Here is a 25076-nt window from a genome sequence, read left to right as displayed (position 1 = left end):
ACAGGGTTATGATGAGCCAGCAGAGGGACATTGCCGACATGATCGCCGAACAGGGGCCGATGGGCGCCCTGACCGCGACGATCGACGCATCCTCGCCTCTGGGGCCCGCCTCGGCCTGGTCGCCATCGCTCGTCTCGACGGTGCGGCTGATGCTGTCGTCGCGCGCGGAGATCGTGCTGTTCTGGGGGCCGGATTATTGCGCCCTCTACAATGAAGCCTATGCCCCCACGATCGGCGACAAGCACCCCCGCGTGCTTGGCCGCCCGGCCCGCGAAGGCTGGGCCGAGCTGTGGGATGATCTTGGCCCGCTGCTGCAATCGGTGCGGGACACGGGCGAAACCTTCCATGCCAAGGACCGCCCCTTCTATATCGAACGCGACGGCGGACGCGGCGAGGAGGTCTTCTTCGACATTTCCTATTCGCCGGTGTTCGAACTGGATGGGTCGATCGGCGGCGTGCTGTGCATCGTCAGCGAAACCACGGTGCGCGTGCTCGCCGAGCGCGAGGCACGCGCTGACCGCAACCGCCTCTGGGCGCTGGCGCGCGACCCCTTCCTGATCGCCGACAGCGAGGGGATCTGGCTGTCCGCCAGCCCCGCCTGGACCGACATATTGGGCTGGTCGCAGGAGGAATTGATCGGCCGCACATCGGAATGGATGGAGCATCCCGACGATGTGAAGCGGACGCGCGGCGAGGTGCAGGATCTGGCCGACGGCCATCCGACCATCCGGTTCGAAAACCGGTTCCGCACCAAGCGGGGCGATTATCGCATCTTCAGCTGGACCGCCGTGCCCGAGGGCGACCTCATCTATTGTGTCGCCCGCGACGTGACCCGGCACCGCGCCGACGCCCAGGCCCTGGCCGAAACCGAAGCCGCGCTGCGCCAGGCGCAGAAGATGGAGACGCTGGGCCAGCTCACCGGCGGCGTCGCGCATGATTTCAACAATCTGCTGCAGATCGTCACCGGCAATCTGGACCTGCTGCAACGCGCCCTGCCCGACGATCAGCCGCGCCTGCGCCGCGCCGCCGACAATGCCATGGCTGGGGCCGAGCGGGCGGCGATACTGACCCAGCGGCTGCTCGCCTTTTCCCGTCGCCAGCCCCTGGCCCCCGACCGGGTCGATCCCAACCGGCTGATCGCCGGCATGTCGGACCTGCTGCACCGGACGCTGGGCGAGATGATCGAGGTGGAGACGGTGCAGAGCCCGCGGGTCTGGCCGGTCGAGATCGACGTCAACCAGATGGAAAATGCACTGCTCAACCTGGCGGTCAATGCGCGCGACGCGATGCCGCAGGGCGGCAAGCTGACGATCGAGGTCGCCAACACCCATCTCGACAGCCATTATGCCGCGACCGAGCAGGAAATCACGCCCGGCCAATATGTGCTGATCTGCGTGTCGGACACCGGCATGGGAATGGACGCCGACACGCTGTCCCACGCGATCGAACCCTTCTTCACCACCAAGGATGTCGGACGCGGCACCGGCCTTGGCCTGTCGATGGTCTATGGCTTCGTCAAGCAGTCGGGCGGCCATGTCAGGGTCTATTCGGAGGCAGGCCATGGCACGACGGTGAAAATCTACCTGCCGCGCTATCATGGCCTGCTGCCGGTGGCGACCGAAGAGACGGTGCAGGCCCCGCCCCCGCCCTGCCCGCAGGCCGGGCAGGAGGTGATCCTGGTGTGCGAGGATGACGAGAATGTCCGCGCCTATTCGGTCGAGGTACTGCGCGACCTGGGCTATCGCGTGATCGAGGCGGGCGATGGCCCGACCGCCCTTGCGGCGCTGGATGCCGCGGCCGAGCCGATCGACCTGCTGTTCACCGACGTGGTGCTGCCCGGCGGCATGACCGGGGCGGACATTGCCCGCGCCGCCAAGGCGAAGCAGCCGGGCCTGCGCGTGCTGTTCACCACCGGCTATGCCCGCAACGCGATCATCCATCATGGCCGGCTCGATCCGGGGGTCGAGCTGCTGACCAAGCCCTTCACCTACAGGGCGTTGGGCGAGAAGATCCGCGACATGCTGGACCGGGTGGAAAGCCCGGTCCAGTAAAAGGGTCAGCCCTTGGCGCGCTGCCAGGCGGCAACCAGATCGACCACCCGTTCGCGCACGGTGAGCGCATCGTCGCCCGGACGATAGAGCGCGCCACCCACGCCGATCCCTTCGCAGCCACCGGCGAGCCAGTCGCCGATCGTGTCCGCGCTGGTGCCGCCCACGGCCCAGACGCCGACATGCTTGGGCAGCACGTCCTTGACCGCCTTGACATAGGCCGGGCCGAGCTGGGCGGCGGGGAACAGCTTCACCCGGCGCGCACCGGCCTCGACCGCGCGGAACGCCTCGCTCGGCGTCATGAAGCCGGGCAGCAGTTCAAGGCCGAGTTCGGCACCGCGTGCGATGACGTCGGGGACGGTATTGGGCGTCACCATGATGCGCCCGCCCGCGCCCGCCAGCGCCTCGACCGCCTGGATCGTCAGCACCGTGCCGCCGCCGATCAGCGCGCGATCACCGAAGGCCTGCTGCATCGCCGCGATGCTGACCAAGGGATCGGGCGAATTGAACGGCACCTCGATCACGCGGATGCCGGCTTCCACCAGGGCGGCGGCGATGTCGAGCGCCTCTTCAGGCTTCACGCCACGCAGAATGGCGGCGATCGGCGGCGCGCCGTCGGCCAGCAGGTCGTCGAGGATCATCGGTCAGTTCTCCAGAAAGCCAAGGCCAGCCCGCGCACAGGCGTCGCCGTCGAGCGATTGCGAAGCGATGCCCTGCGCATCGAGGGCACGGGCATAGCGATCCGAAAGCCGCGCGTCACCAATCAAGACGACGCCGGTGTCGCCCGCCAGCGCGGCCCGCGCCTCGGCAATCTCGCAGCCGATGACGAGGCCCGACAGATAGCCCAGCGCCCAGTCGGCCGAACGCCCGGCGCGCAACCGCATCGCCCGCGCCGCGAACAGGGATGCGAGCAGCCGGCCCGCGCCGGCCCGCTCCAGCCCCTCGGCAAAACCGGCCGCTTCCTCCGCCGGATCGGCATCGGCGGCGGCGATATTGGGGCTGAGCGTCGAACGATCGCGCAGCAGCGCAAAGAGTTCGCCGGTCGGCACGGTGCGAAAGCGGATCACCCGGCCATCCTCCACCAGCGTCCATTTGCTGTGGGTGCCGGGCAGCACGATCAGGTGACGGCCAGTGGCGAGCCGGGGATCGAGCGCCATCGCGCCGAAAATCTGCGCCTCCTCGCCGCGCATCACATCGGCGATGCCGTCGGCGTCAGTGCAGGCCAGGCCTGCCATGATCGCCAGCGGTGCGCCGCGCCAGTCGAAGCGCACGGCGACCTGCGCCCAGCTATCGGCATCGGCGGGACAATCGGCATAGGGCGCCTCGACCCAGCCGTCGCGCGCGCCGACCATGCCGCACAGGCGGATCGATGTCGGCAGGCCGTCCTCCAGCCAGGGGGCGATCGTCTCGGCAAAGGCGGCTTCCGCCTCGCGGCCGACCACACCGATGCCCGGCCCGTCGCGGCGCGCCACGATCCGCCCCGCTTCCACCCGGAACAGCCGCAGATTGCTGGTGCCCCAGTCGCCGATCACTGCATAGTCGCTCATCGATGATCCGCCCGATTTTTCGCGTTCAACCGCACTTTCCCTCTCTTTGTATCCTTGAAAAGTTATTTGTCTGAGTATATCGGAGAGGCAAGCGCGTCAACGTGCCAAGCCTTTTCAAAGTGTCAGGATGCCCACATGAGCGATTCGTCCAAGCCTACTCCCAAGCTGCGTAGCCGCGCCTGGTTCGACAACCCAGACAATATCGACATGACCTCGCTCTATCTGGAGCGCTACCTGAACTTCGGCCTCAGCCTTGAGGAATTGCGCAGCGGCAAGCCGATCATCGGCATCGCCCAGACCGGCAGCGACCTGTCGCCCTGCAACCGCCACCACCTCGTGCTGGCCGAGCGCATGCGCGAAGGCATCCGCGAAATGGGCGGCATCGCGCTCGAATTCCCGGTCCACCCGATCCAGGAAACCGGTAAGCGCCCGACCGCCGGCCTTGACCGCAACCTCGCCTATCTGGGCCTGGTCGAAGCCATGTATGGCTATCCGCTCGACGGCGTGATCCTGACCAGCGGCTGCGACAAGACCACCCCGGCGCTGCTGATGGCCGCCGCCACCGTCAACATCCCGGCGATTGCCCTGTCGGTCGGCCCGATGCTCAATGGCTGGCACAAGGGCGAGCGCACCGGTTCGGGCACGATCGTGTGGCATGGCCGTCAGCTGCTGGCCGCCGGCAAGATCGACGATGAAGGCTTCATCAAGCTGGTCGCCTCGTCGGCTCCCTCGACCGGCTTCTGCAACACCATGGGCACCGCCAGCACCATGAACGCGCTCGCCGAAGCGCTGGGCATGATGCTGCCGGGCAGCGCGGCGATCCCCGCCCCCTATCGCGACCGTCAGGAAGCCGCCTACCGCACCGGCAAGCGCATCGTCGAAATGGTGCATGAGGATCTCAAGCCCTCCGACATCATGACGCTCGACGCCTTCCACAACGCCATCGTCGCCAACTCGGCGATCGGCGGTTCGACCAACGCGCCGATCCACCTGGCCGCCATCGCCCGCCACATGGGCGTCGACCTGCCGCTCAAGGATTGGGAAACCGTCGGTCACAAGGTGCCGCTGCTGGTCAACATGCAGCCGGCCGGCGAATATCTGGGCGAGGATTATTACCGCGCCGGCGGCCTGCCCGCCGTCATCAGCCAGCTGATCGACCAGGGCCTGATCAAGGAAGGCGCGATGACCGTCAATGGCAAGACCATGGGCGAAAATTGCAAGGGCGTGGAGATCGAGGATGAAAAGGTCATCCGTCCCTTCGGCCAGCCGCTCAAGCAGGAAGCCGGCTTCCTGGTGCTGACCGGCAACCTGTTCGACGAAGCGGTCATGAAGACCAGCGTCATCAGCGAAGAATTCCGCATGCGCTACCTGTCGAACCCCGACGATCCGGAAGCCTTTGAAGGCCCGGCGGTCGTGTTCGACGGTCCGGAAGATTATCACCACCGCATCGACGATCCGTCGGTCGGCATCACCGCCGACACGCTGCTGTTCATGCGTGGCGCCGGCCCGATCGGCTATCCCGGCGCGGCCGAGGTCGTGAACATGCGTCCGCCGGCCTATCTGATCACCGAAGGCGTGTCGGCCCTGCCCTGCATCGGCGATGGCCGCCAGTCGGGTACCTCGGGCAGCCCGTCGATCCTCAACGCCTCGCCCGAAGCGGCGGCGATGGGTGGTCTGGCGCTGCTGGAAACCGGCGACCGCGTCCGCATGGACCTGAAGGCCGGCGTGGTGAACGTGCTGATTTCCGACGAGGAACTGGAAGCCCGCCGCGCCAAGCTGATCGCCGAAGGCGGTTACAAATATCCCGCTTCGCAGACCCCCTGGCAGGAAATCCAGCGTTCGGTCGTCGGTCAGATGAACACAGGCGCCATTCTGGAAGGCGCGGAGAAATATCAGCGCATCGCCCAGACCATGGGCCTGCCGCGCGACAACCACTGATTTGGCATTGATCCGGTAAACGGCGCGTCATTCAAAGGAGGCAACAGGACGTAATTTCCGTGCAGCGATGCTCGAAATTGCGTCCCCTCGTCCCCATCTGATGGGCGCGCCGTTCCGGCAAATATTACCCCCTTTCCACGACATTTCGGGAGATATCCATGTTCAACGGAGCCATTCTGGTCGGTGCTGCCGAGCGCACCGGTGGTGAGCCCTTCTTCGCGGTCGATCCGTCGACCGGCGCCAAGGGCGACGTCGCCTTCCACAACGCCTCGACCGCCGATGTCGCCGACGCCTGCGCGCTGGCCGACGCCGCGTTCGAAGGCTTCTCGACCCTGTCTCCCGAAACCCGCGCTTCCTTCCTGGAAGCCGTGGCCGACCAGATCATGGAAATCGGCGATCTGCTGATCACCACCGCCATGAGCGAAACCGGCCTGCCGCGTGGCCGCCTGGAGGGCGAGCGTGGCCGCACCGTCGGCCAGTTGCGCCTGTTCGCTTCCTATGTCCGCCAGGGCGACTGGCTCGACGTCACCATCGACAAGGCGCTGCCGGAACGCACCCCGCTGCCGCGCAGCGACCTGCGCCGCGTCAACCAGGCCGTCGGCCCGGTCGCCGTGTTCGGCGCGTCCAACTTCCCGCTCGCCTTCTCGGTCGCGGGCGGTGACACCGCATCGGCCTTCGCCGCCGGTTGCCCGGTCGTCGTGAAGGGCCACCCGGCCCACCCCGGCACCGGCGAACTGGTCGCCCGCGCCATCGCCGCTGCGGTCAAGGCCAGCGGCCTGCATGAAGGCGTCTTCTCCTACCTGCCCGGCACCACCAATGATCTGGGCGGCGCGCTGGTCGCCGATCCCCGCATCAAGGCGGTTGGCTTCACCGGTTCGCGCGGCGGCGGCATTGCGCTGATGAAGATCGCCGCCAACCGCGAAGAGCCGATCCCGGTCTATTCGGAAATGTCGTCGATCAACCCGGTCGTGCTGCTGCCGGGCGCGCTCGCGGCCCGCGCCGAAGCGCTGGGCACCGCCTTCGTCGGTTCGCTCAGCCTGTTCGCTGGCCAGTTCTGCACCAACCCCGGCATGGTGATCGCGCTCGACAGCCCCGATCTCGACCGTTTCGTCGCTTCGGCGGCAACGGCCCTGTCGGCCAATCAGCCCCATGTCATGCTGACGCCGGGCATCCACGCCGCCTATGAAAAGGGCGTCGCGGCGCTGGCCGGCGCAGAAGGCGTCACCACCGTCGCACGCGGCGCCGAAGCCGAAGGCGTGAACCTGGCCCAGTCGGCCCTGTTCGCCACCAGCGGCGAGCAGTTCCGCACCAACCCGGCGCTGTCGCATGAAGTGTTCGGTTCCTCGTCGATCCTGGTGAAGTGCGCCACGATCGAGGAAGTGATCGCCACCATCGCCCAGATGGAAGGTCAGCTGACCGCCACGCTGCAGATGGACGAAAGCGACAATGACAATGCCGCCAAGCTGCTGCCGACGCTGTCCCGCAAGGTCGGCCGCGTGCTCGCCAATGGCTGGCCGACCGGCGTCGAAGTGACCCATGCCATGGTCCATGGTGGTCCCTTCCCGTCGACCTCGGACGGCCGCACCACCTCGGTCGGCACGCTGGCCATGATGCGCTTCCTGCGTCCGGTCTGCTATCAGGACGTCGTCGACGCCGTGCTGCCGCCGGCGCTGCAGGCGGCCAACCCCTGGAAGCTCAACCGCCGCATGGAAGGCAAGCTGGAGCTGGCGCAGTGACCGTCATTTCGCTGGTTCAGTTCAAGGATGGCGACGCACGGGGCGTTGCCGCCATTGACGAAAGCGGCGCGGCGAAGCGGGTGACGGGCGCAAGCTCCACCCGCCAGCTGGCGCTGGACGCGATCGCGGCGGGCCAGGGCCTGGCCGCCTTTGCGGCAGGCAAGCTGGGCGATGCGGTGGACCTGTCCACCGTCGCCCTGCTGTCGCCGATCGACCATGAGGATGCGGCGCATCTGCTGGTCGCCGGCACCGGGCTGACCCATCTTGGCTCGGCCGAAGGCCGCGACAAGATGCACAAGGCCGCCACCTCGGGCGACCTGACCGATAGCATGCGCATGTTCCTGATGGGCGTCGAGGGCGGCAAGCCCGCCGATGACGGCATCGGCGCGCAGCCTGAATGGTTCTACAAGGGCGACGGCCAGATCCTGGTCGATCCGGGCCAGGACTTCACCATGCCGGCCTTTGCCGAGGATGGTGGCGAGGAACCCGAAGTCGCCGGCATCTACCTGATCGACGCCGACGGCACGCCGGTGCGTCTGGGCTTTGCGATCGGCAATGAATTTTCCGATCATATCACCGAACGCGGCAATTATCTGTGGCTCGCCCACTCCAAGCTGCGCCAGGCCTCGCTCGGCCCGGAACTGCTGCTGGGCGACCTGCCGCAGGATCTGCGCGGCACCAGCCGCATCGTCCGCAATGGCGAGACCGTCTGGGAAAAGCCGTTCCTGTCGGGTGAGACCAACATGTCGCACACGATCGCGAACCTGGAACATCATCATTTCAAATATGGTCTGTTCCGCCGCCCCGGCGACATTCACGTCCATTTCTTCGGCACCGCCACCCTCTCCTTCTCCGATGGCTTCGCCACCCAGGAAGGCGATGTGTTCGAGGTCGAGGCCAAGCCCTTCACCCTGCCGGTCCGCAATGGCCTCACGCGCGCAGCGGACGAGGGCAAGACCAAGGTAAAGGCGCTATGAGCATCAAGGCCGGCCTCGTAGGCCTGGGCAAGATCGCCCGCGACCAGCATCTGCCCGCGATCGCCAAGATCGACGGCATCGATCTGGTCGCCGTCGCCAGCCGCAACGCGCAGGGCGAAGGGGTGAACAATTATCCCGATCTCGGCGCGATGCTGGCGGGTGAGCCCGACATGGACGCCGTCATCCTGTGCCAGCCGCCGCAGGTCCGCTATCAGGCGGCCCGTCAGGCGATCCTGGCCGGCAAGCATGTCTTCCTGGAAAAGCCGCCGGGCGCGACCGTGTCGGAAGTGGATGCGCTGATCGCGCTGGCCAAGGCCAATGGCGTCACTCTCTATGCCAGCTGGCACAGCCGCTATGCCGCCGCCGTGGCCCAGGCCAAGGACTGGATGGCGTCGCGCACGGTCGAGCGCATCTCGATCCAGTGGCGCGAGGATGTCCGTCACTGGCATCCGGGCCAGCCCTGGATCTGGGAAGCGGGCGGCTTTGGCGTGTTCGATCCGGGCATCAACGCCCTGTCGATCCTGACCGAAATCGTTGCCGAACCGATCACCCTGCTGTCGGCCGAACTGGAAGTGCCGTCGAACAAGCAGGCGCCGATCGGCGCGACGCTGGCGATGGCGACCGCTTCGGGCGCTCCGATCGACACCGTATTCGACTGGCGCCAGACCGGTCCCCAGACCTGGGACATCGCGGTCGAAACCAGCAATGGCAAGCTGCTCCTGTCCGAAGGCGGCAATACGCTGACCCTGGACGGCGAAGTCCAGTTGAAGGCGCCGGACGAGGAATATCCGACCATGTATCGGCGCTTCGTCGGGCTGGTGGCGGATAAGGCGATCGACGCCGACACCGCGCCGCTGCGCCTGGTGGCCGATGCCTTCCTTTGTGGCCGGCATTGCCCTACGGCTGATTTTGAGGACTAAATTCAACGGAGGTAGAATGGGGAGCGAGCGCAAGGACGGACCGGAACGCAAGTTCGCGTCGGACGAAGGCTCGCTCCGCATTCACCAGGCGATCGCCCGCGACATGGGCACCGCCATCCTGACCGGCAAGCACAAGCCCGGCGACCTGTTCGAGGGTGAGATCGAGGCATCCGAACGCCTTGGCGTATCGCGCACCGCCTATCGCGAGGCGATCCGCATCCTGATCGCCAAGGGCATGCTGGAAAGCCGCCCCAAGGCCGGCACCCGCGTCCTGCCGCGCGCGCGCTGGAACGTGCTCGACCCCGAAATGCTCGCCTGGATGTTCGCCGGCGAACCCGACCGCGCCTTCATCCGCGACCTGTTCGAGCTGCGCGGCGTGATCGAGCCGGCGGCGGCCGAATTTGCCGCGCGCCGCCGCACCGACGATCAACTGGCGATCATGGACGCGGCGCTGGCCGAGATGGAACGCTATGGCCTGTCCACGCCGGAAGGGCGCGCCGCCGACCAGCGTTTCCACAATGCGATCCTCGCCTCCACCCATAATGACGCGCTGGAGGCGCTGGCCAGTTCGGTCGGCGCGGCGGTCAGTTGGACCACCACCTTCAAGCATCGCAAGAAGCTGTTGCCGCGCGATCCCTTGCCCGATCATCAGGCGGTGCATCGCGCCATCGCCGCGCGCGACACGGCGGCCGCGCGCAACGCCATGGCCGAACTGCTGCGCCTGGCCTTCGCCGACATGGATATTGCCCTCAACGAACCGGGCGCCTGATCAACCTACCTCTGCGCGGGCGCCGGCCGGCATCCACCGGGCAAGCCCCGCCCGCCCCTGCCGCGCGATCAGGCCGGTCATGTTGGCGACAGCGAAACTGACACCATGGAGGTTGCGACGCTGGGGCACGCCGGGGATCGGCCGGGGATGCCCCGACGCGAAGGCCAGCCCCGCCCGCAGCCGAAAATCGTCGCGCGGACACTCCCAGTCGAGGCCGACGCCCAAGACCATATCCAGACTGCCGGGATAGCAGGGCGTGCCCTCATTATCGCGCGCTGCGACGATCAGGATGCCGGCCGCCAGCGCACGATCCGCCGCTGCCGCGAACGCCTCGCCATGGGCCGGATTGACCGTGCCGAGGCTGAGGTTGATGAGGTCCACCCGTGCCGCCACCGCCCGGTCGATCGCCGCGACCAGCGCCCGTGCCGTGGTGCTGAGCGCATCATGAAAGACCCGGATCGGCAGGCAGAGCGCATCGGGCGCCTGATCCTGGATCGCGGCGGTCACGGCGGTGCCATGGCCAAGCCGGTCGCCTGTGTCAGCTTCGCTGTCACGCCCATCCTTGGCAATGGCAAAGCCGGGCAATAGCCGGGCGGCAGCGATATGGGGATGATCGGGATGGACGCCGCTGTCGATCACGGCGATGCGCAACGGATCAGGCATGAACCAGCTCGAACTGCTGCACCATATGCGCCTGCCCGTCGGTGACCGTCACGATCCGGTCGGCGATCCGCGCCAGCGCCGGCTTATGGGTGATGAGGATGATAGTCGCATCGGGCAGCGCGCCGCGCAGCCGCTGCGCCACCAGCGCCTCGGCCTCGCCATCCAGCGCCGATGTCGGTTCGTCCAGGATCAGCACCGATGGCCGGCGCAGCAGCGCGCGGGCGATGACGATACGCTGCCGCTCGCCCGCCGACAGCGCCAGCCCGCGCTCGCCGGTGCGGGTGTCCAGCCCCTCGGGCAGACGCGCCAGAAAAGTGTCCAGCCCGGCGGCATGGGCCGCCGCCTCGATATCCTCGATGCGCACGTCCGGCAGGGCAAAGCCGATATTGGCAGCGATACTGTCATTGAACAGCCAGGGCGACTGGTCGACCAGCATCACCTCGCGCCGCAGATCGTCGAGCCGCAGGTCGCGCAGATCATGCCCGTCGAGCAGGATGCACCCCCCGGTCGGATCGGCATGGCGCACCATCAGGTCAGCCATGGTCGACTTGCCGACGCCGCTCGGCCCCAGGATCGCGCAGATGCTGCCGGCGGGGATGGTCAGGTCCATGTCGCGCAGCACCGGATCGCGATCATAGCGCATCGCCACCTGTTCGAAGCGCAGCTCGCCCCGCACCCGGCCGATCGGCGCGGCATCGGCGCGCTCCTCGACATCGGGCCGGGTGTCGAACAGTTCGAAAATCCGCCCCAGCGACACCCGCGCCGACGCCAGCCCGGACGTCAGCCCCATCAGCGTCTGGATCGGCGACAGGAGCCGCATATGATAGGTCATGAAGGCGACGAGCGTGCCGATGCTCATGTCGCCCTCGATGATCCGCCAGCCGCCATAAAGGATCACGGCGGAGGTCGCCCCGGTCATCAGCGTGCCGGGCAGCGCCCCGGTCATGTAGGAGGCGACCTGCATCCGCAGCATCGCGCCGACAAAGGCGTCATTCTTCGCCTTGAAGCGCCCGACCTCATGCTCGCCCGCCCGCAACGCGGTGACGACGCGCATGCCCATCACCGTATCGACCAGCAGGCTGCCCAGATCCGCGCCCCGCTCGCGCATGTCGCGGGTCAGCGCGGTCAGCCGCCGCTGATAATGAGTGAAGGCCGCCAGACTGGCCGGCACCAGCAGTATGCCGACCAGGAACAGCCGCCAGTCGAGCCAGAGCATCATCGCGACGCAGCCGATGAAGAAGAGCAGGTTGCTGACCACCGAGAGCAGGGTATCGGACGCGATCCGCTGCACATCGCTCACATCGCTGTTCATCCGCGAGACGAGATCGCCCAGCCGGAAGCTGGCATAGAAGCGCGGCGACAGCGTCTGGAGATGACGCAGCAGCGCGGCGCGCATGTCATAGAGCATCGCCGCCGACAGCCGGACATAGCGATAGCTTGCGAGGATGTTGACGCCAAAGCCCAGCACTGTGACCGCGATCATGATGCCAGCAATCCGCCACAGCGCGCCCATGTCCCGCCGCAGCAGCGCCTGATCGATCATCAGTTTGGACAGATAGGGTTGGGCGAGACCGAGCGCGGTCGACAGCACACTGATCGCCAGCACCAGCAGCAGCCCACGCCGATAGGGCCGGATATAAGGCAGCAGCCGGCTATAGCTGCGCCATTCAGCGACAGGCGTGCTCATGCCGCCACCCGCCGTGGCACCAGCCGCAAGCCATGCAGCGCATATTGCGGCTCGGGCAGCGTCGCCAGCAGCCCGGTACACCAGTGATGCCCCTGCATCAGCGCCTCATGTTGGGTGCGCCACCAGTCACCCCGGCCGCCATCGGCATAAAATTGGGCGCAGAGCAGCAGGTGCCGCCGCATCGCCGCGATCAGCATCGCCTGATAATGACCGAGCAGCGCGGCCCGGTCGCCGCCTTCCGCGATGCCCGTCAGCACCGCACTCGCCAATATGGCCTCGCGCACCGACTGGGCGGTGCCATCGCCACAGATCGGATCGAAGCCGATCGCCGCCGTGCCGCAGGCCAGCCAGTCGTCGCCGACCAGCGGCAGATGCAGCCGCGGCGCGGCGAGAAAGGGGCGCGTCGATCCGCCGATCGGATCGACCACCGGTGCGATCAGCCGGCTCTGCGCCAGCAGCGCGTCGATTTCGCCACCGACGCCCAGCAGCCAACCCTCGTCCCCGTCCGCCGGGACCAGGAACAGCCAGCCGCTCTCGACCGCCTCGACCCGGCCTTCCTCGCGGCAGGCCGGGTCGCGCAGCCACACGCGAGCGGCGACGGCATGGCGCTCGCCAAAGACATGAAGCTCACCCATCGGCAGCGGCGTCGCGGCATATAGGGTGAAATCGGGCGCGGCCATTGGCGCGTCGCCCGGCACGGCCAGCGCCGCCTGCACCGTCGCCTCCGATGCCAGCACCGCCTCATGCGGCACCGTCACCGGCGCCCCGCCCCAGGCGACCAGCCGGCGCCGCACGCGCGGCGCGTCCGCGAGCAGGTCCGGCCGCGCGAACAGCTCCCGCATCAACGCCAGCGCCGCATCGCTGAGCAACAGGCTGGGCACCGGCGGGCGATGGGCGGGCTCCTGTCCGACGCGGAGCCCCGCCCCTTTCAGCAGATGCGCGCAGGCATTGGCGGCCATCCCGCTGCCCCGGATGGCCACGGCCATCGGAGTGTCGGGACGGCCGGAACGGGTCACGGCACCGCCACCATGCCGGCGCCGGTCGCGTCATTGCCCAGATCCCAGGTGGCTTCCAGCTTCAGCGTCTTCGCGTCATAAACCTCGATGTCGAAGCTGGCGCCGTAGATATAGAGCTTCGCCCCATCCATCGACATGCCGAAGCGGAAGCGCGATCGGCAGGGGAATTCCGCCTTGTCCACCACCGCGTTGGTGGAAAGGTCCATGTGCCAGAATTCGCACCGCTTCGATCCCAGCGTGCCGTTGGTGACGACGGTATAGGCCTGCTTGCCATCGGGCGTGATTTCCAGCCCCGCCATGGCGGCCGGCGCCGGGCCGATCGGGGTGAAGTCGAACTGGCGGCTGTTGAGGTCGAACCGGGCAAGGCCGAACATCTTGCTGTGGATATAGGGGTCGGCCGCGTTGAACAGCGAGACATATTGGCCGGGCGTCCGCAGCGTTTCGAGCGATCCGCCAAAGCCGACATTCTCCAGCCCCGTGCCTTCGGGCCGGGCGAGGTCGATGCGGTCGGTGGCCTTCAGCGTCGCGGTGTCGATGACGATCACCTTCTCGCCAAAGGCGTAGAGATATTTGCCATCGGCCGACACCTTGAAGGCGACACGATAGCCGCCGATCGCCTTTTCATCATCCTTCTCGATCTCGGCGGTGCGCACCAGCTTGCCGAGCTTCAGGTCGACCACGCCATAGAGGGGCTTGCTGACCTTGTAGCGATCCATTTCCTTGTCGATCCTGGTGACGATCGTGTAGAAATAGCGTCCCGCCGGGTCCGCCACACCGCCATAGAAGCGCACCCGGTTGGGGCCGTCATTCAGGCTGAACTTGCTCACCACCTGCCGGCTGGCGGCGTCGATCACCTCGATCCCGCTCGTCGTGATGGTCGACACATAGATGCGCTTGCCATCGTCCGACAGGCTCATCGCGGTTGGCAGGCCGGTATCCAGCTTGATCTTCTGCGTCACCGCGCCCTTGCCCTCGTCAAAGACCAGCAGGACATCGGGATAGGCGCCCATGAACAGGGTCGCGGCATGGATGGGGATGGTCGCCAGCGCGGTGAGGCCCGCCGCCAGGACGAAGCGGATTTTCTGCATCGCGCGCCTCATGGGAATACCAGGTCGAGATTGCGCCAGTCCTTGGTCGCGGTGGCGCAGTTGCTGGCCCAGTCGGGCGAATAATTCACATGGTCGGGCACCTGCACCGGCCAGAAGCAGGTGACGTAGCAGTCATAGATGTCGCGCTCGACCGGCTGGCACAGCCCCGCCGTGCCGCCGCCCGCATCCACTTCCCAGCCGGGCGAGAAGGACAGGGTGCAGCCCATCGGCACATGCGGACGCGGCGCCTGTTGCAGGGCGACGACATCCTCCTCCATGTCGGACGGCGTGGTGCCCGACGCAGCGGCGGCCTCGATCGCCGCCTCCATCTGCATCACGGCGTCGTCGATCCGCCGCGCCTTTTTGTTGATGGCACGAAGATGCTTCATGACAGCCCCTTTCGTTCAGCGAAATGCTCCAGAAAGCCGGGGTTCTTCACCGCCAGCTCGCCATAGATATGCAGGCAGGTGTCGGTCCATTGCCGGATCCAGTCGCAATAATGGAGATTGGCATGGCCGGTGTCGCCATAGCGGACGAACGCCTCATGGTGGCACCCCCCGGCGCAGAGCGGCCGCGCCCAGCAGCTCTGGCAATCATATTTGGCGCCGACATGACCGCGGCTCAGGAAATCACCCTGCTTGGCCCGGTCGATGCCGCTCGACACATGGCCCATCACATGGGTGTCGGCGTCGGTGAAGCGGTGGCAGGGCGACAGGTCGCCCGACGGGCTGACCCCCATCAGCCCCATGCCTGCGCCGCAGGGATGCGATTTGTTGACGCCCGAAATCAGCTCGCTGATGGTCTCGCTGACATTGGTGAAGCCATGGACCTGCCCTCGCAGCGCATATTCCAGCCATTCGCGCGCCAGCAGGTTGAACTGCGCCAGCACGTAGTCCATGCCGTCTGCATCGATCGAATAGGCCCGCGTCTCCCCCGTGGTCACCGGCGCGAAGCCAACCTCGTGAAAACCCAGATCATCCTTCAGATGGCGGAAGATGCGCACGACATCGGTCACGCCTTCGGTCAGGGTGACGCGCGCGGTGACGGCACGGGTGCGATGATGCGCGATCAGCGTGCGCAGCCGCGGCTCGATCACCGCATAGCTGCCCTTGCCATTCTTGTAGACGCGATGCTTGTCCTGCAGTTCGGGCGGGCCGTCCATCGACACGGTGACGCCGACCCGATTGTCCGACAGGAAGGTGACGATCTCCGGCGTCAGCAAGGTCGCATTGGTGGTCAGGCTGTAGGTGATCCCCTTGCCCGCCGCCGCCATCGCGCCATTGGCATAATCGACCACATCGCGCAGAAGCTTGAAATTCATCAAGGTTTCGCCGCCGAAGAAGGTGATGTGGACCGACGGACGGTTCGCCGCCTCCGCGATCAGCAGGTCGACCGACGCCCTGGCCGTCTCCAGCGTCATATATTTGGGTTTGCCGGCCGGGGTCGCGATCTTGTCCGCGCCGAATTCATAGCAATAGGTGCAGGCAAGGTTGCACTGGTTGGTGATGTTCAGCACCAGCGCCTGCAACGGGAAATCGGCCGGCGGCGCCTCCGGCACGGACACCGGCGCCGCGCCCAGATGGATGAGCTGCACCGCGCGCAATTCGCGCACCAGCGCCTCCGCCTCGGCCAGGTCGCCTTCCTCGCCCGCCAGTTCGCGGACCAGCGCGGCATGGCTCAGCTCCTGTCCATCAAGCCGGTCCAGCACCGCCTGCACCTGCGCATCAATCTCGAAGATTGCGCCGGCACTCACCAGATAGACGAAGTCGCTGCCGCCGGCGGCAAAGCCATGATATTCGGCGCGGCGATAGGCGGGGGCCTGCATGACGGTCATCGCGACACCTCCGGCTGGTCGAAGCGCTGATACATGGGCACGGTCACGACCAGATAGGACCGCGCGCTCAGGGGCTTGCCGAACTTGTCCTTTTCCGCCTTCGCCGTCGCGACGACCCAGACCTCGCCATAATTGTTGCGGCTGAACCGGCGTTCGGGATTGGGGCCTTCCAGCCCCGGCGTGAAGAAGGCGGTGGGGCTCAGCGCCCCCACATATTTCATGTCGTCATCATAATAGACCGACATGAATTCCTGCATCGACCAGGTCGCGTCGATCGGGCCAATCGTGACGTCGTCGCTGGTGTTCGGCTTGCCATCCAGGCCATTGTCATAACCGATCGCCTCGAACTGCTGATAGCCCTTGGCGAACTTGATGCCGCCCAGTCGGGCCAGGCTCGTTTCCGGCGTGACCTTGAGATAATCGACCTTGCGATAGACCGGGAACGCCTTTTCCAGCACCGCGCCGCCGATGCCGACATCGCGCTGGCCGGCAGGGGCGCTGGCCGCGACATCGACGCTCAGCACCGCCTTGCCCGGCGTCGCCGACACGACCTTGCTGACGGTCACACCCGCGCCCAGATCGACGTCACCCGCCGTCAGGGATGCGGGCAGATTATGGCCCCAGATGGTAACATCGACGCCCTTCGTCCCGGCCTTCACCGCACCCGGCGTCACCGCCAATATGGCCGGCGCGGCGGTCGCGCGGACCAGCTTCACGTCATAGCCGAATTCCTGATATTCCCCCCAGAACCAGCGCCCCTCCGCGCTCTGCTGGTCGGGCGCGAACCACATCGTCTCGCGCGCCGGGCTGCCAAGGTCATCGGGCTTGCCCGGCGCCGCGCCGCCCTTGGACGAGCCGCGCCAGCTATAGCCGGAATAGACAAGGCCGGTGCCGCTGCGGCTGATGGTCGCGCCGTTAGTGAGCGAGGTGAGCGACGCGTTGGTCTTGAACTCGTCGGCGGCCGCGCCCGGCGCCACCGTCATCGTGCCGACGAAGCGGCCCTGCCCCGGCACCGACGCCACCACCAGCCAGTCGCCCGCCAGCCGCGGCGCGCGCAGGCGCGAACTCCAGGCGGCCCATTCGGGCGTATGCAGCCCCGCCACCTTGGGCAGATAGGTCAGCGCATATTCGCCGCGCGTCATCTTGTCCTTGGGGTCGCGGCCGGTGGGCTGCTCGCTATCCTCGGCCGGCCGGCGATATTGCGCGTCCGCCTGTGAATAGAGGGCGACATGCAGATCCTGCAGCGTCTTCCATTCCAGCTTAGACCGGCGCCAGGACAAGGGCTGGGCAAAGGCATGGCAGCTGGCACAGGCGCCGCGCATCGTCTCATTGGGCAGCACTTCGTCGATGATCCGCTTTTCGGGCAGATACATGACCGGCCGCGCCTCCTCCGGCGCCAGCCCGTGCGAGGCGGACAGCGACTTGATGACCGCGCGCGATTCCTGCGGCGTGATATCCAGGCCATTCAGTCGCACCATCCGCTTGATCGCCTGTGCCCAGCCCTCCGGCGTGGTGCGCACCCAGCTGATGCGGGACAGGTTGCCCTTAGCATCGGGCGCGTGACAGCTGCCGCATTTTTCCTGGACCAGCGGATCGGTGACGGGGATGCCCTCCTCCGTCTCCTTCATCGTCGCGCCGTCGGGACCGCCATCGGCCTGCGCGAGCACGACCGATGCGGAGAACAACCCCAACAGACCGAACTTCACCGGAAGCTGCTTCACCCTGATGTCCCCCTTTGGCGTCCGGTCTTTTGCCCTGGACGCGGCCCAATCTCAGGCGGGGGCTTTTTTGCCCCTCTGACCGGCATGACGGATGACGCCATGTCGATCCGCCATCAGATTCTTGACGATCATCAAGATTTTTCTGGCCAAGTAAAGAGGGGTTGGAAAACAGGGTTCAGGCGAACATCTCCGGCACGATCGGCAGGGTGCGGATACGCTTGCCGGTGGCCGCGTGCAGCGCATTGACCAGCGCCGGGATCACCGGCGGCAGCGCCGGCTCGCCCATGCCGGTCGGCGGATAATCGGTCTTCACGAACTCGACGATGATCTGCGGCGTATCGGGGATGCGCTGCAACGGATGGGTGTCGAAATTGGCCTGCTCCACCGCGCCGGCAACCTGCGTGATCTTCTGCCCGGCCAGCGCCTGGCCCAGCCCCTCGATCACCGATCCCTGCGCCTGGTGCAGCGCATTCATCGGGTTGATGATCTGGCTGCCGACATCGCCCGCGACCCACACGGTCGCGACCTTGGGCATGCCATCGACCAGCGCCACCTCCAGCACCTCGGCGAAATAGCCCATATGGCTGTAATAAAAGGCAAAGCCCTTGCCCCGTCCCTTGGGCAATTTGCCACGATCGGCCCAGCCGCTCATCGCCACCACCTTCTCGATCACGCCCCTGGCGCGGCCGGTGACGAAGGGCGGCGCATTGGGGCCGCGCGGCAATTCGCGCGGGTCGCCCAGCAATTCCAGCATCAAAGTCGGCAGATCCTTGCCCGCCGCCTGCGCCACTTCGTCCAGGAACGCCTGGGTGACGAAGGCCAGCGCGTTGGAGCCGGGCGCGCGCAGCCAGCCGGTCGGCATGTTGGTGGCGAGGAAACTCTGTTCCAGCAGCAACGTGTCGATCAGGCCGGCGGGGATTTCGCTCGCCGGCATCTCGGCCGACCGCACCGGCTTGCCGTCCTTGCCGAAGGTCACGAAATGATCGTGGAAGGCGGTCATTTTCCCGCCCTTGTCCAGCGCCGCACGGAAGCCGTGCCAGCCGGCCGGGCGGTAGAAGTCGCGCTGGATATCCTGCTGCCGGTTATAGAGCAGCTTCACCGGCACGCCGGGCAATTGCGCCGCGATCGCCGCCGCCTGCACCATATAGTCGTTCATCAGCCGCCGGCCGAAACCGCCGCCGATGCGGGTGAAGTTGATGCGGATCTTGTCCGGCGGCAGGTTCAGCGCCTTGGCCACCAGCCCGCGCCCGCTTTCCGGATTCTGCGTCGGCGCCCAGATCTCGATCGCGCCATCCTTGAACAGGGCGGTGCAATTCTGCGGCTCGAGCGTCCCATGCGCCAGGAAGGGATAATCATATTGCGCGCTGACCGTCTTCGCCGCCCCGGCAAAGGCCCCATCCACATCACCCGCGCGGACGATGTCGCCATCGGCCTTGCCCTTCAGCCGTTCGGCAGCCTGCGCGGCATAGCCCTCGGTCGAAAAGCCGCTCACCGCGCCCATGTCCCATTCGACCTTCAACGCCTCGCGCGCCTGGTTGGCGCTCCACCAGCTTGTCGACAGGATGGCGACGCCATCGAACAGCGATTCCGGCGTCCCGTCCCCCTTGATCGTCAGCACATGGGCCACACCGGGCAGCGCCTTCACTTCGTCCAGATTGGCCGATTGGAACGTCCCGCCAAAGGCCGGGCAGGTCTCCAGCACGGCATAAAGCATGCCGGGCAGCTTGAAATCGATTCCGAACAGCGGCTTGCCAGCCACGATAGCCGGCGTATCCACCCCGCCGATTGACTGGCCGATGATGCGAAAATCCCTGGGATCCTTCAGCGTCAATGTCGCCGGATCGGGCGGGGACTGCTGTGCCGCGGCGGCGGCCAGCGCGGCATAGCTGATGCTCCTGCCCGACGTCGGATCGCTCACCTTGCCGCTGCCGGTCTTCAATGTCGCGGGCGCCACGCCCCATTGTTGCGCCGCCGCCGCGACCAGCATCGCGCGGCCCGCCGCCCCGGCCTTGCGCGTCGGCAGCCATTCGCGCGGCGTCGTGCGACTGCCGCCAGCCGTCTGCCCGCCGAATATCTTCTGGTCGGCATGGGTCTGCTCGATCGTCACCTGCGCCCAGTCGACGTCCAGTTCCTCGGCGATCAGCATCGGCAGCATGGTCTTGGCGCCCTGCCCGATCTCGGCATTTTTCGCGCCGATGATGACGCGATTGTCGGGCAGGATGCGCACGAAGGCGGTCAATATCTGCGGCGCGCCCTCCGCCGCCTCCGCCAGCGGGATGTTGAGGTCGAACAGCAAGCCACCGCCCGCGACCAGCGAGGCGCTCAGGAAGCGGCGGCGCGACAGGATCGGCGCGTTCATGCCTTCGCTCCCGCCCTGGCCGCATCCTTGATCGCAGCGCGGATGCGGACATAGGTGGAGCAGCGGCACAGATTGCCCATCATCGCCGCGTCAATATCCTCGTCACTGGGGTCGGGTGTGGTCGCCAGCAGCGCACTCGCGCTCATGATCTGCCCGGCCTGGCAATAGCCGCATTGCGGCACGTCCAGCTTCACCCAAGCATCGGATATCCGCTTGCCCGCATCGCTCTGCGCCACCGCCTCGATCGTGGTGATCGCCATGCCCTGCGCCTCGCCGATCGGCGTCTGGCAGGCCCGCGCCGGGCTGCCGTCGATATGGACGGTGCAGGCGCCGCACAGCCCCGCGCCACAACCGAACTTGGTGCCGACCATGTCCAGATCCTCGCGCAGTGCCCACAGCAACGGCTTGGCCGGATCGGCCTCCACCGATCGTGTCTGTCCATTGACCTTGAGACTGATCGCCATCGCCCTACCCCCGCTCAACCTTTGATTGTCGCGCGCAAAATAGATGGCAGAAAGGCACGGCCTGTCCAGAGGCTTCGAGGACGGCCACCCAAGCCCCGGAAAAGCGATCGCTTTCGCAAGGCCCGGCTTGACTTGGCGCCCGCGCGCCTGTCTCTCCCTGTCCATCCCTATTCGCGACAGGAATTGCCATGACCGTCCGTATCTCGCTCGCGCTGCTCCTTGCCCTCGGCGCCTCCGCCCCGATCCTGGCCCAAGCCCCAACCACGTCCCCAACCACGGCGCCCGCATCGGCGACCGCTCAGGAAGACAAGGCACTGCTCGCCTTCCTCGACCAGGCGTTCGACCAGCAACTGGCGCTCAGCCCGGAATCGATGACCAGCCTTGGCCTCAAGACCGACTATGGCAAGCTGGACGATTATAGCGAACGGGCCGACGCCCGCAGCCTGGCGCTGCAGGAACAGCAGCTTGCGCAGCTGCATCGCCGCTTCTCGCCCGAACGCCTCGGCCCCTCGGCGCGGCTCAGCTATCGTCTGTTCGAAGCGCAGGTGGCGACATCGAAGCAGCAGGCGCCCTTTGCCAAATATGCCTTCCCCGTGTCCACCAATGGCAGCCCGGCGGGCAATATCCCGGTCTTCCTGATCAACGAACATCGCGTCGACAGCGTCGCCGATGCCCAGGCCTATATTGCCCGCCTGCGCGACAGCGAGCGGGTGATGAACGAGGTCGCGACCAAGATGCGCGACCAGGCGGCACAGGGCATCGTCCCGCCGAAAATGGTGTTCGCCCCCGCCCGCGCCGACGCAAAGAAGGTGATCAGCGGCGCCCCCTTCGATCAGGGGCCGGACTCCACCCTGTTCGCCGATTTCAAGAAGAAGGTCGGCGCGCTCAACGCATCGGATACGGAAAAGGCCAAGCTGATTGCCGACGCACAGGCCGCGCTCACCGGCCCCTTCGCCAAGGGGTTCCAGACCCTGTTCGCCGCGCTCGATGCGATCGAGCCCAAGGCCAAGGGCAATGACGGCGCCTGGAGCCTGCCGGGTGGCGAGGCCTATTATAACGCCCGCCTCGCCTTCTACACCACCACCAGCCTCAACGCCGATCAGATCCACCAGATCGGCCTCGATCAGGTGAAGGCGATCCGGACGGAAATGGAAGCGGTGAAGGCGCGGATCGGCTTTGCCGGTTCACTGACCGATTTCTTCCAGGCACTGCGCACCGACCCCAAGTTCAAATATCCCAATGATGCCGCCGGCCGCGAAGCCTATCTGGCGGACGCCCGCGCCGCCATCGCCCAGACCATGGATGCCGCGCCGCGCTTCTTCCGCGTCCTGCCCAAGGCGAAGCTGGAGGTGCGCGCGGTCGAGGCCTGGCGCCAGGAAACCGCCTCGGTCGCCTTCTACAACCAGCCCGCGCCCGACGGATCGCGCCCCGGCATCTTCTACGTCAACCTCGCCGACATGAATCAGGTGCAGAAGCCGCAGGTCGCGGCGATCGCCCATCATGAAGGCGCGCCGGGCCATCATTTCCAGATCGCCCGCGCGCAGGAACTGCCCGACCTGCCCAAATTCCGCCGCTTCGGCTATTATGGCTCCTATACCGAGGGCTGGGGCCTCTATAGCGAGCGCCTGGCCAAGGAAATGGGCGCCTATCAGGATCCCTATTCGGAATTCGGCATGCTCTCGCTGCAGATGTGGCGCGCAATCCGGCTGGTCACCGACACCGGCCTGCATGCCAAGCGCTGGACGCGCGAACAGGCGATCCAGTATTTCCGCGACAATGCCCCCCTGTCGGAACGCGACATCGTCAAGGAAGTCGATCGCTACATCAACAATCCGGGCCAGGCGACCAGCTACATGATCGGCCAGATCCGCATCGCCCAGTTGCGCAAGGAAGCCGAGCAGGCGCTGGGCCCCAAGTTCGACATTCGCGACTTCCATGAAGTGGTGCTGGCCAATGGCGCCCTGCCGCTCGACGTGCTGGGCGAACAGGTCCAGGCCTATATCGCAGCGACCAAGGCCAAGGGCTGAACCAGCCTACATGCCCGGCTTGTCCCGCCAGCAGGGGACAAGCCGGGTGAAGGCGGCACTCCCTGCCCCTTACAGCGTGCCGCGCAGAGTGAACTTCACCGCGCGGGGTTCGCCGTAGCGGGCGCTGCCGAGATAGAGGCCGGAATAATAGGTCTTGTCGAAGATATTCTCGACATGGACCGACAGCGAGAGATGGTCGGTGAAGCGATAATTGGCGAGCAGGTCGACCACCGCCAGGCTGCCCTGGCTGTAGGTTTCGCCATTCGGCCCTTCGCCATCGGCCGTGGTCTTGCCCTGCCACTCGACATTGCCGCCGATCGTCAACGCGCTGAACTGGCCGGGCAGCGTATAGGCGCTGAACATCTTGAAGCTGTTCTTGGCGATCTGCGGCATCTGGCGCACGCCGTCGCGATCTTCCGCACGAGCATTGGCAAAGCCGCCGGCGATCCGCCAGCCGGGCAGGATTTCGCCCTTCACCTCCAGTTCGAAGCCCGACGACTTCATGCCCGACACCGCATGATAGGCCGAACTGCCATCGGGCGCGAAAATGCCGGGGCCGTCGGCCAGGGCATAATTATCCTGCTGCATCTTAAACACGGCGGCGGTGGCGCTGAGGCGGCCATCAAGGAAGTCGGCCTTGAGCCCGGCTTCATAGGTATTGCCTTCGAGCGGGGCGATGACATCGCCATCGACGGTGCGTGATGTTTGCGGCGTGAACACGCTGGCATAGCTGACATAGGCCGAGAGGGTCTTGGTAAAGTCCAGCACCAGGCCGGCATAGGGGGTGAAGACCGCCTTTTCATCGACCACCGGGGTCCAGACCTTGGGGCCGGTCACGTCCTGCGCATAGCTGTCCTGCTTCCACCAGGTGAGGCGGCCGCCGGCGATGATCGAGAGCGGGCCGATCGGCTTCAGCCGGGCGACACCGGCGATCGAACTGGTCTCGATCCGGTTGCCCGCGGTGCTGCCCGATGGCGTCAGGTCGGGCTTGGCCACGTCGCCGGTCGGGAAATAGCTATAGGCATTGATCGGATACATATAGTCGCTGCCACCCCACCAGCCGGGATAGGGCGTCTGGTCATCGTCGAAACGGGTGTGGCTCACGGTCAGGGCCACATGCTGTTCCTGGCCCAGCGCCTCGAACGCGCCGCGCAGATTGGCATAGACCGCGTCGAGCGTCAGGTCGGATGCCCAGCGGGTGGCGTAGAAGGTGCCGCCATCGCCCGTTTCCTTGTCGATCGCGGTGCCAAAATAATAGCCGATCGTCTCGTCATAGGAACCCGACTTATGCTCGGCATCGACCTGCAGATGCCAGTTGGCGTCGAAATCATGGGCAATCGAGGCGAAGATGTTGACGCTCTTGCGGCGGAAGTCGGACCAGTCGGCACCGCCATTGGTGGAGCGGGCGAAATCGGTCTTCGTGCCGTCGGTGAAGAAGAGCGGCACGCCGCCGCGCGAGGCGCCTTCATTGCGGAAATTCTGATATTCGATGCCGGCGGTCAGCAGGGTGCTGGGGCCAAGATCGGCCTCGATCACGCCATAGAGCGCCTGGCGCTTGGCATGTTCGCGGTCGATGAAAGTATCATTATCCTGCCAGGCGCCGGCGACGCGGGCGCGGATATGGCCGCTGGCGGTCAGCGCGCCGCCGATATCGCCTTCCAGCCGGTACTTGTCCCAGGAGCCGATGGTCGCCGCGATCGTGGCGCTCAGGTCCGCGCCGGGCCGCTTGCGGATCATGTTGATCGCCGCCGACGGCTCGCCGGTGCCGGTCATCATGCCGGCCGAACCGCGGATCACCTCTATCCGGTCATAGGCGATCATGTCGGCGGTATCTTCGGTGAAGCCATAGATGTTGGACGGTCGGGCGACGCCGTCGACCAGATAATTCTGCACCGCAAAGCCGCGCGCGGTATAGTTGGTGCCGTCGGTGCCGAGCGCGCTGGAGCGGTTGGTCTGGATGCCGACGATCTGCGCCATCACTTCGGAAATGTCGGTCAGGCCCTGTTCCTGCATGCGCAGGCTGTCGAGACTGGTGACCGACTGGGGCGTTTCGCGGGTGGTGAGGTTGAGGCCGTTGGTCTCATTCTGGCCGGTAACGACGATCGAGTCCGGGGCGGGCGCGTTTGCATCCGGCTCGTCCGCAGGCGCCTGGGCCTGGGCGCTGGTGGTAGCCAGCAGCATGCAGGCGGCGATCGACGCCGCGCCGTAGCGGACGAAATTCTTCTTCGATGCAAAGGACATAAGGCACTTCCCCCATATTTCGCCCTGCCCTGAACATGGCG

General features: G+C 66.3%; 19 protein-coding genes. 7 read left to right on the top strand and 12 right to left on the bottom strand.

Annotated features, from left to right (window positions below):
- Window positions 1-8 precede the first annotated feature (8 nt).
- Window positions 9-2051 carry a PAS domain-containing sensor histidine kinase gene (locus DIZ22_RS01390; RefSeq protein ID WP_048938994.1) on the top strand — a complete coding sequence of 681 codons (2043 nt, stop codon included), beginning with the start codon at window positions 9-11 and terminating at the stop codon, window positions 2049-2051.
- Window positions 2052-2056: 5 nt separating this feature from the next.
- Here DIZ22_RS01390 and DIZ22_RS01385 read toward each other — a convergent pair whose 3' ends face one another.
- On the bottom strand, window positions 2057-2689 hold the full coding sequence (locus DIZ22_RS01385) for a 2-dehydro-3-deoxy-6-phosphogalactonate aldolase (protein ID WP_048938993.1): 633 nt from the start codon (window positions 2687-2689) through the stop codon (window positions 2057-2059).
- A 3-nt stretch (window positions 2690-2692) separates the two neighbouring features.
- Window positions 2693-3595, bottom strand: coding sequence for a 2-dehydro-3-deoxygalactonokinase (locus tag DIZ22_RS01380; RefSeq protein ID WP_048938992.1), 903 nt, complete (start codon window positions 3593-3595; stop codon window positions 2693-2695).
- Between the two features lie 135 nt (window positions 3596-3730).
- Here DIZ22_RS01380 and DIZ22_RS01375 point away from each other — a divergent pair, with 135 nt between their 5' ends.
- The 5 genes from DIZ22_RS01375 to DIZ22_RS01355 all read left to right on the top strand — a co-directional run bounded on the left by DIZ22_RS01375 (window position 3731) and on the right by DIZ22_RS01355 (window position 9935).
- On the top strand, window positions 3731-5533 hold the full coding sequence (locus tag DIZ22_RS01375) for an IlvD/Edd family dehydratase (protein WP_010337622.1): 1803 nt from the start codon (window positions 3731-3733) through the stop codon (window positions 5531-5533).
- A gap of 158 nt (window positions 5534-5691) precedes the next feature.
- The gene (locus DIZ22_RS01370; RefSeq protein ID WP_048938991.1) at window positions 5692-7269 is read left to right on the top strand and encodes an aldehyde dehydrogenase (NADP(+)); all 1578 of its coding nucleotides are present in this window, start codon (window positions 5692-5694) and stop codon (window positions 7267-7269) included.
- The gene (araD1, locus tag DIZ22_RS01365) at window positions 7266-8246 is read left to right on the top strand and encodes an AraD1 family protein (RefSeq protein ID WP_048938990.1); all 981 of its coding nucleotides are present in this window, start codon (window positions 7266-7268) and stop codon (window positions 8244-8246) included. Before DIZ22_RS01370 ends, araD1 begins: the two co-directional genes overlap by 4 nt.
- Window positions 8243-9166, top strand: coding sequence for a Gfo/Idh/MocA family oxidoreductase (locus DIZ22_RS01360; RefSeq protein ID WP_048938989.1), 924 nt, complete (start codon window positions 8243-8245; stop codon window positions 9164-9166). The genes araD1 and DIZ22_RS01360 overlap by 4 nt, the downstream gene beginning before the upstream one ends.
- A gap of 16 nt (window positions 9167-9182) precedes the next feature.
- On the top strand, window positions 9183-9935 hold the full coding sequence (locus tag DIZ22_RS01355) for an FCD domain-containing protein (protein WP_048938988.1): 753 nt from the start codon (window positions 9183-9185) through the stop codon (window positions 9933-9935).
- On the opposite strand, the gene DIZ22_RS01350 is transcribed toward DIZ22_RS01355, so the two are convergent.
- From DIZ22_RS01350 to DIZ22_RS01310, 9 genes are all read right to left on the bottom strand, one after another.
- Window positions 9936-10598 (bottom strand): S8 family serine peptidase, encoded by a 663-nt coding sequence (locus DIZ22_RS01350; RefSeq protein WP_048938987.1) that lies wholly within the window; start codon window positions 10596-10598, stop codon window positions 9936-9938.
- Entirely contained in the window at window positions 10591-12285 is a 1695-nt protein-coding gene (locus tag DIZ22_RS01345) for an ABC transporter ATP-binding protein (protein ID WP_048938986.1), read from the bottom strand. The genes DIZ22_RS01350 and DIZ22_RS01345 overlap by 8 nt, the downstream gene beginning before the upstream one ends.
- Window positions 12282-13301, bottom strand: coding sequence for a hypothetical protein (locus DIZ22_RS01340; protein ID WP_234415637.1), 1020 nt, complete (start codon window positions 13299-13301; stop codon window positions 12282-12284). Before DIZ22_RS01340 ends, DIZ22_RS01345 begins: the two co-directional genes overlap by 4 nt.
- Window positions 13298-14389, bottom strand: a complete 1092-nt coding sequence (locus DIZ22_RS01335; RefSeq protein WP_048938984.1) for a hypothetical protein — start codon at window positions 14387-14389, stop codon at window positions 13298-13300. The genes DIZ22_RS01340 and DIZ22_RS01335 overlap by 4 nt, the downstream gene beginning before the upstream one ends.
- An 8-nt stretch (window positions 14390-14397) precedes the next feature.
- Window positions 14398-14778: a quinohemoprotein amine dehydrogenase subunit gamma gene (gene qhpC / locus DIZ22_RS01330; RefSeq protein WP_048938983.1), complete on the bottom strand. Its 381-nt coding sequence runs from the start codon at window positions 14776-14778 to the stop codon at window positions 14398-14400.
- Window positions 14775-16223 (bottom strand): quinohemoprotein amine dehydrogenase maturation protein, encoded by a 1449-nt coding sequence (gene peaB / locus DIZ22_RS01325; protein ID WP_122927862.1) that lies wholly within the window; start codon window positions 16221-16223, stop codon window positions 14775-14777. Before peaB ends, qhpC begins: the two co-directional genes overlap by 4 nt.
- Window positions 16220-17944 (bottom strand): quinohemoprotein amine dehydrogenase subunit alpha, encoded by a 1725-nt coding sequence (gene peaA, locus DIZ22_RS01320; RefSeq protein ID WP_048938981.1) that lies wholly within the window; start codon window positions 17942-17944, stop codon window positions 16220-16222. The genes peaB and peaA overlap by 4 nt, the downstream gene beginning before the upstream one ends.
- Before the next feature lie 175 nt (window positions 17945-18119).
- Complete coding sequence (locus tag DIZ22_RS01315; protein WP_048938980.1) at window positions 18120-20303, bottom strand: molybdopterin cofactor-binding domain-containing protein; 2184 nt, start codon at window positions 20301-20303, stop codon at window positions 18120-18122.
- Window positions 20300-20767, bottom strand: a complete 468-nt coding sequence (locus tag DIZ22_RS01310; RefSeq protein WP_048938979.1) for a (2Fe-2S)-binding protein — start codon at window positions 20765-20767, stop codon at window positions 20300-20302. Before DIZ22_RS01310 ends, DIZ22_RS01315 begins: the two co-directional genes overlap by 4 nt.
- 188 nt (window positions 20768-20955) lie before the next feature.
- Here DIZ22_RS01310 and DIZ22_RS01305 point away from each other — a divergent pair, with 188 nt between their 5' ends.
- The gene (locus DIZ22_RS01305) at window positions 20956-22794 is read left to right on the top strand and encodes a DUF885 domain-containing protein (protein ID WP_048938978.1); all 1839 of its coding nucleotides are present in this window, start codon (window positions 20956-20958) and stop codon (window positions 22792-22794) included.
- Between the two features lie 69 nt (window positions 22795-22863).
- Here DIZ22_RS01305 and DIZ22_RS01300 read toward each other — a convergent pair whose 3' ends face one another.
- A complete protein-coding gene (locus tag DIZ22_RS01300) occupies window positions 22864-25035 on the bottom strand; it encodes a TonB-dependent siderophore receptor (protein ID WP_048938977.1) in 2172 nt (723 codons plus the stop codon).
- Window positions 25036-25076: the final 41 nt, after the last annotated feature.

The sequence above is a fragment of the Sphingobium sp. LF-16 genome (assembly GCF_003711185.1).
GTDB lineage: Bacteria > Pseudomonadota > Alphaproteobacteria > Sphingomonadales > Sphingomonadaceae > Sphingobium > Sphingobium yanoikuyae_A.
This window is presented reverse-complemented; position numbering and strand designations above follow the sequence as displayed.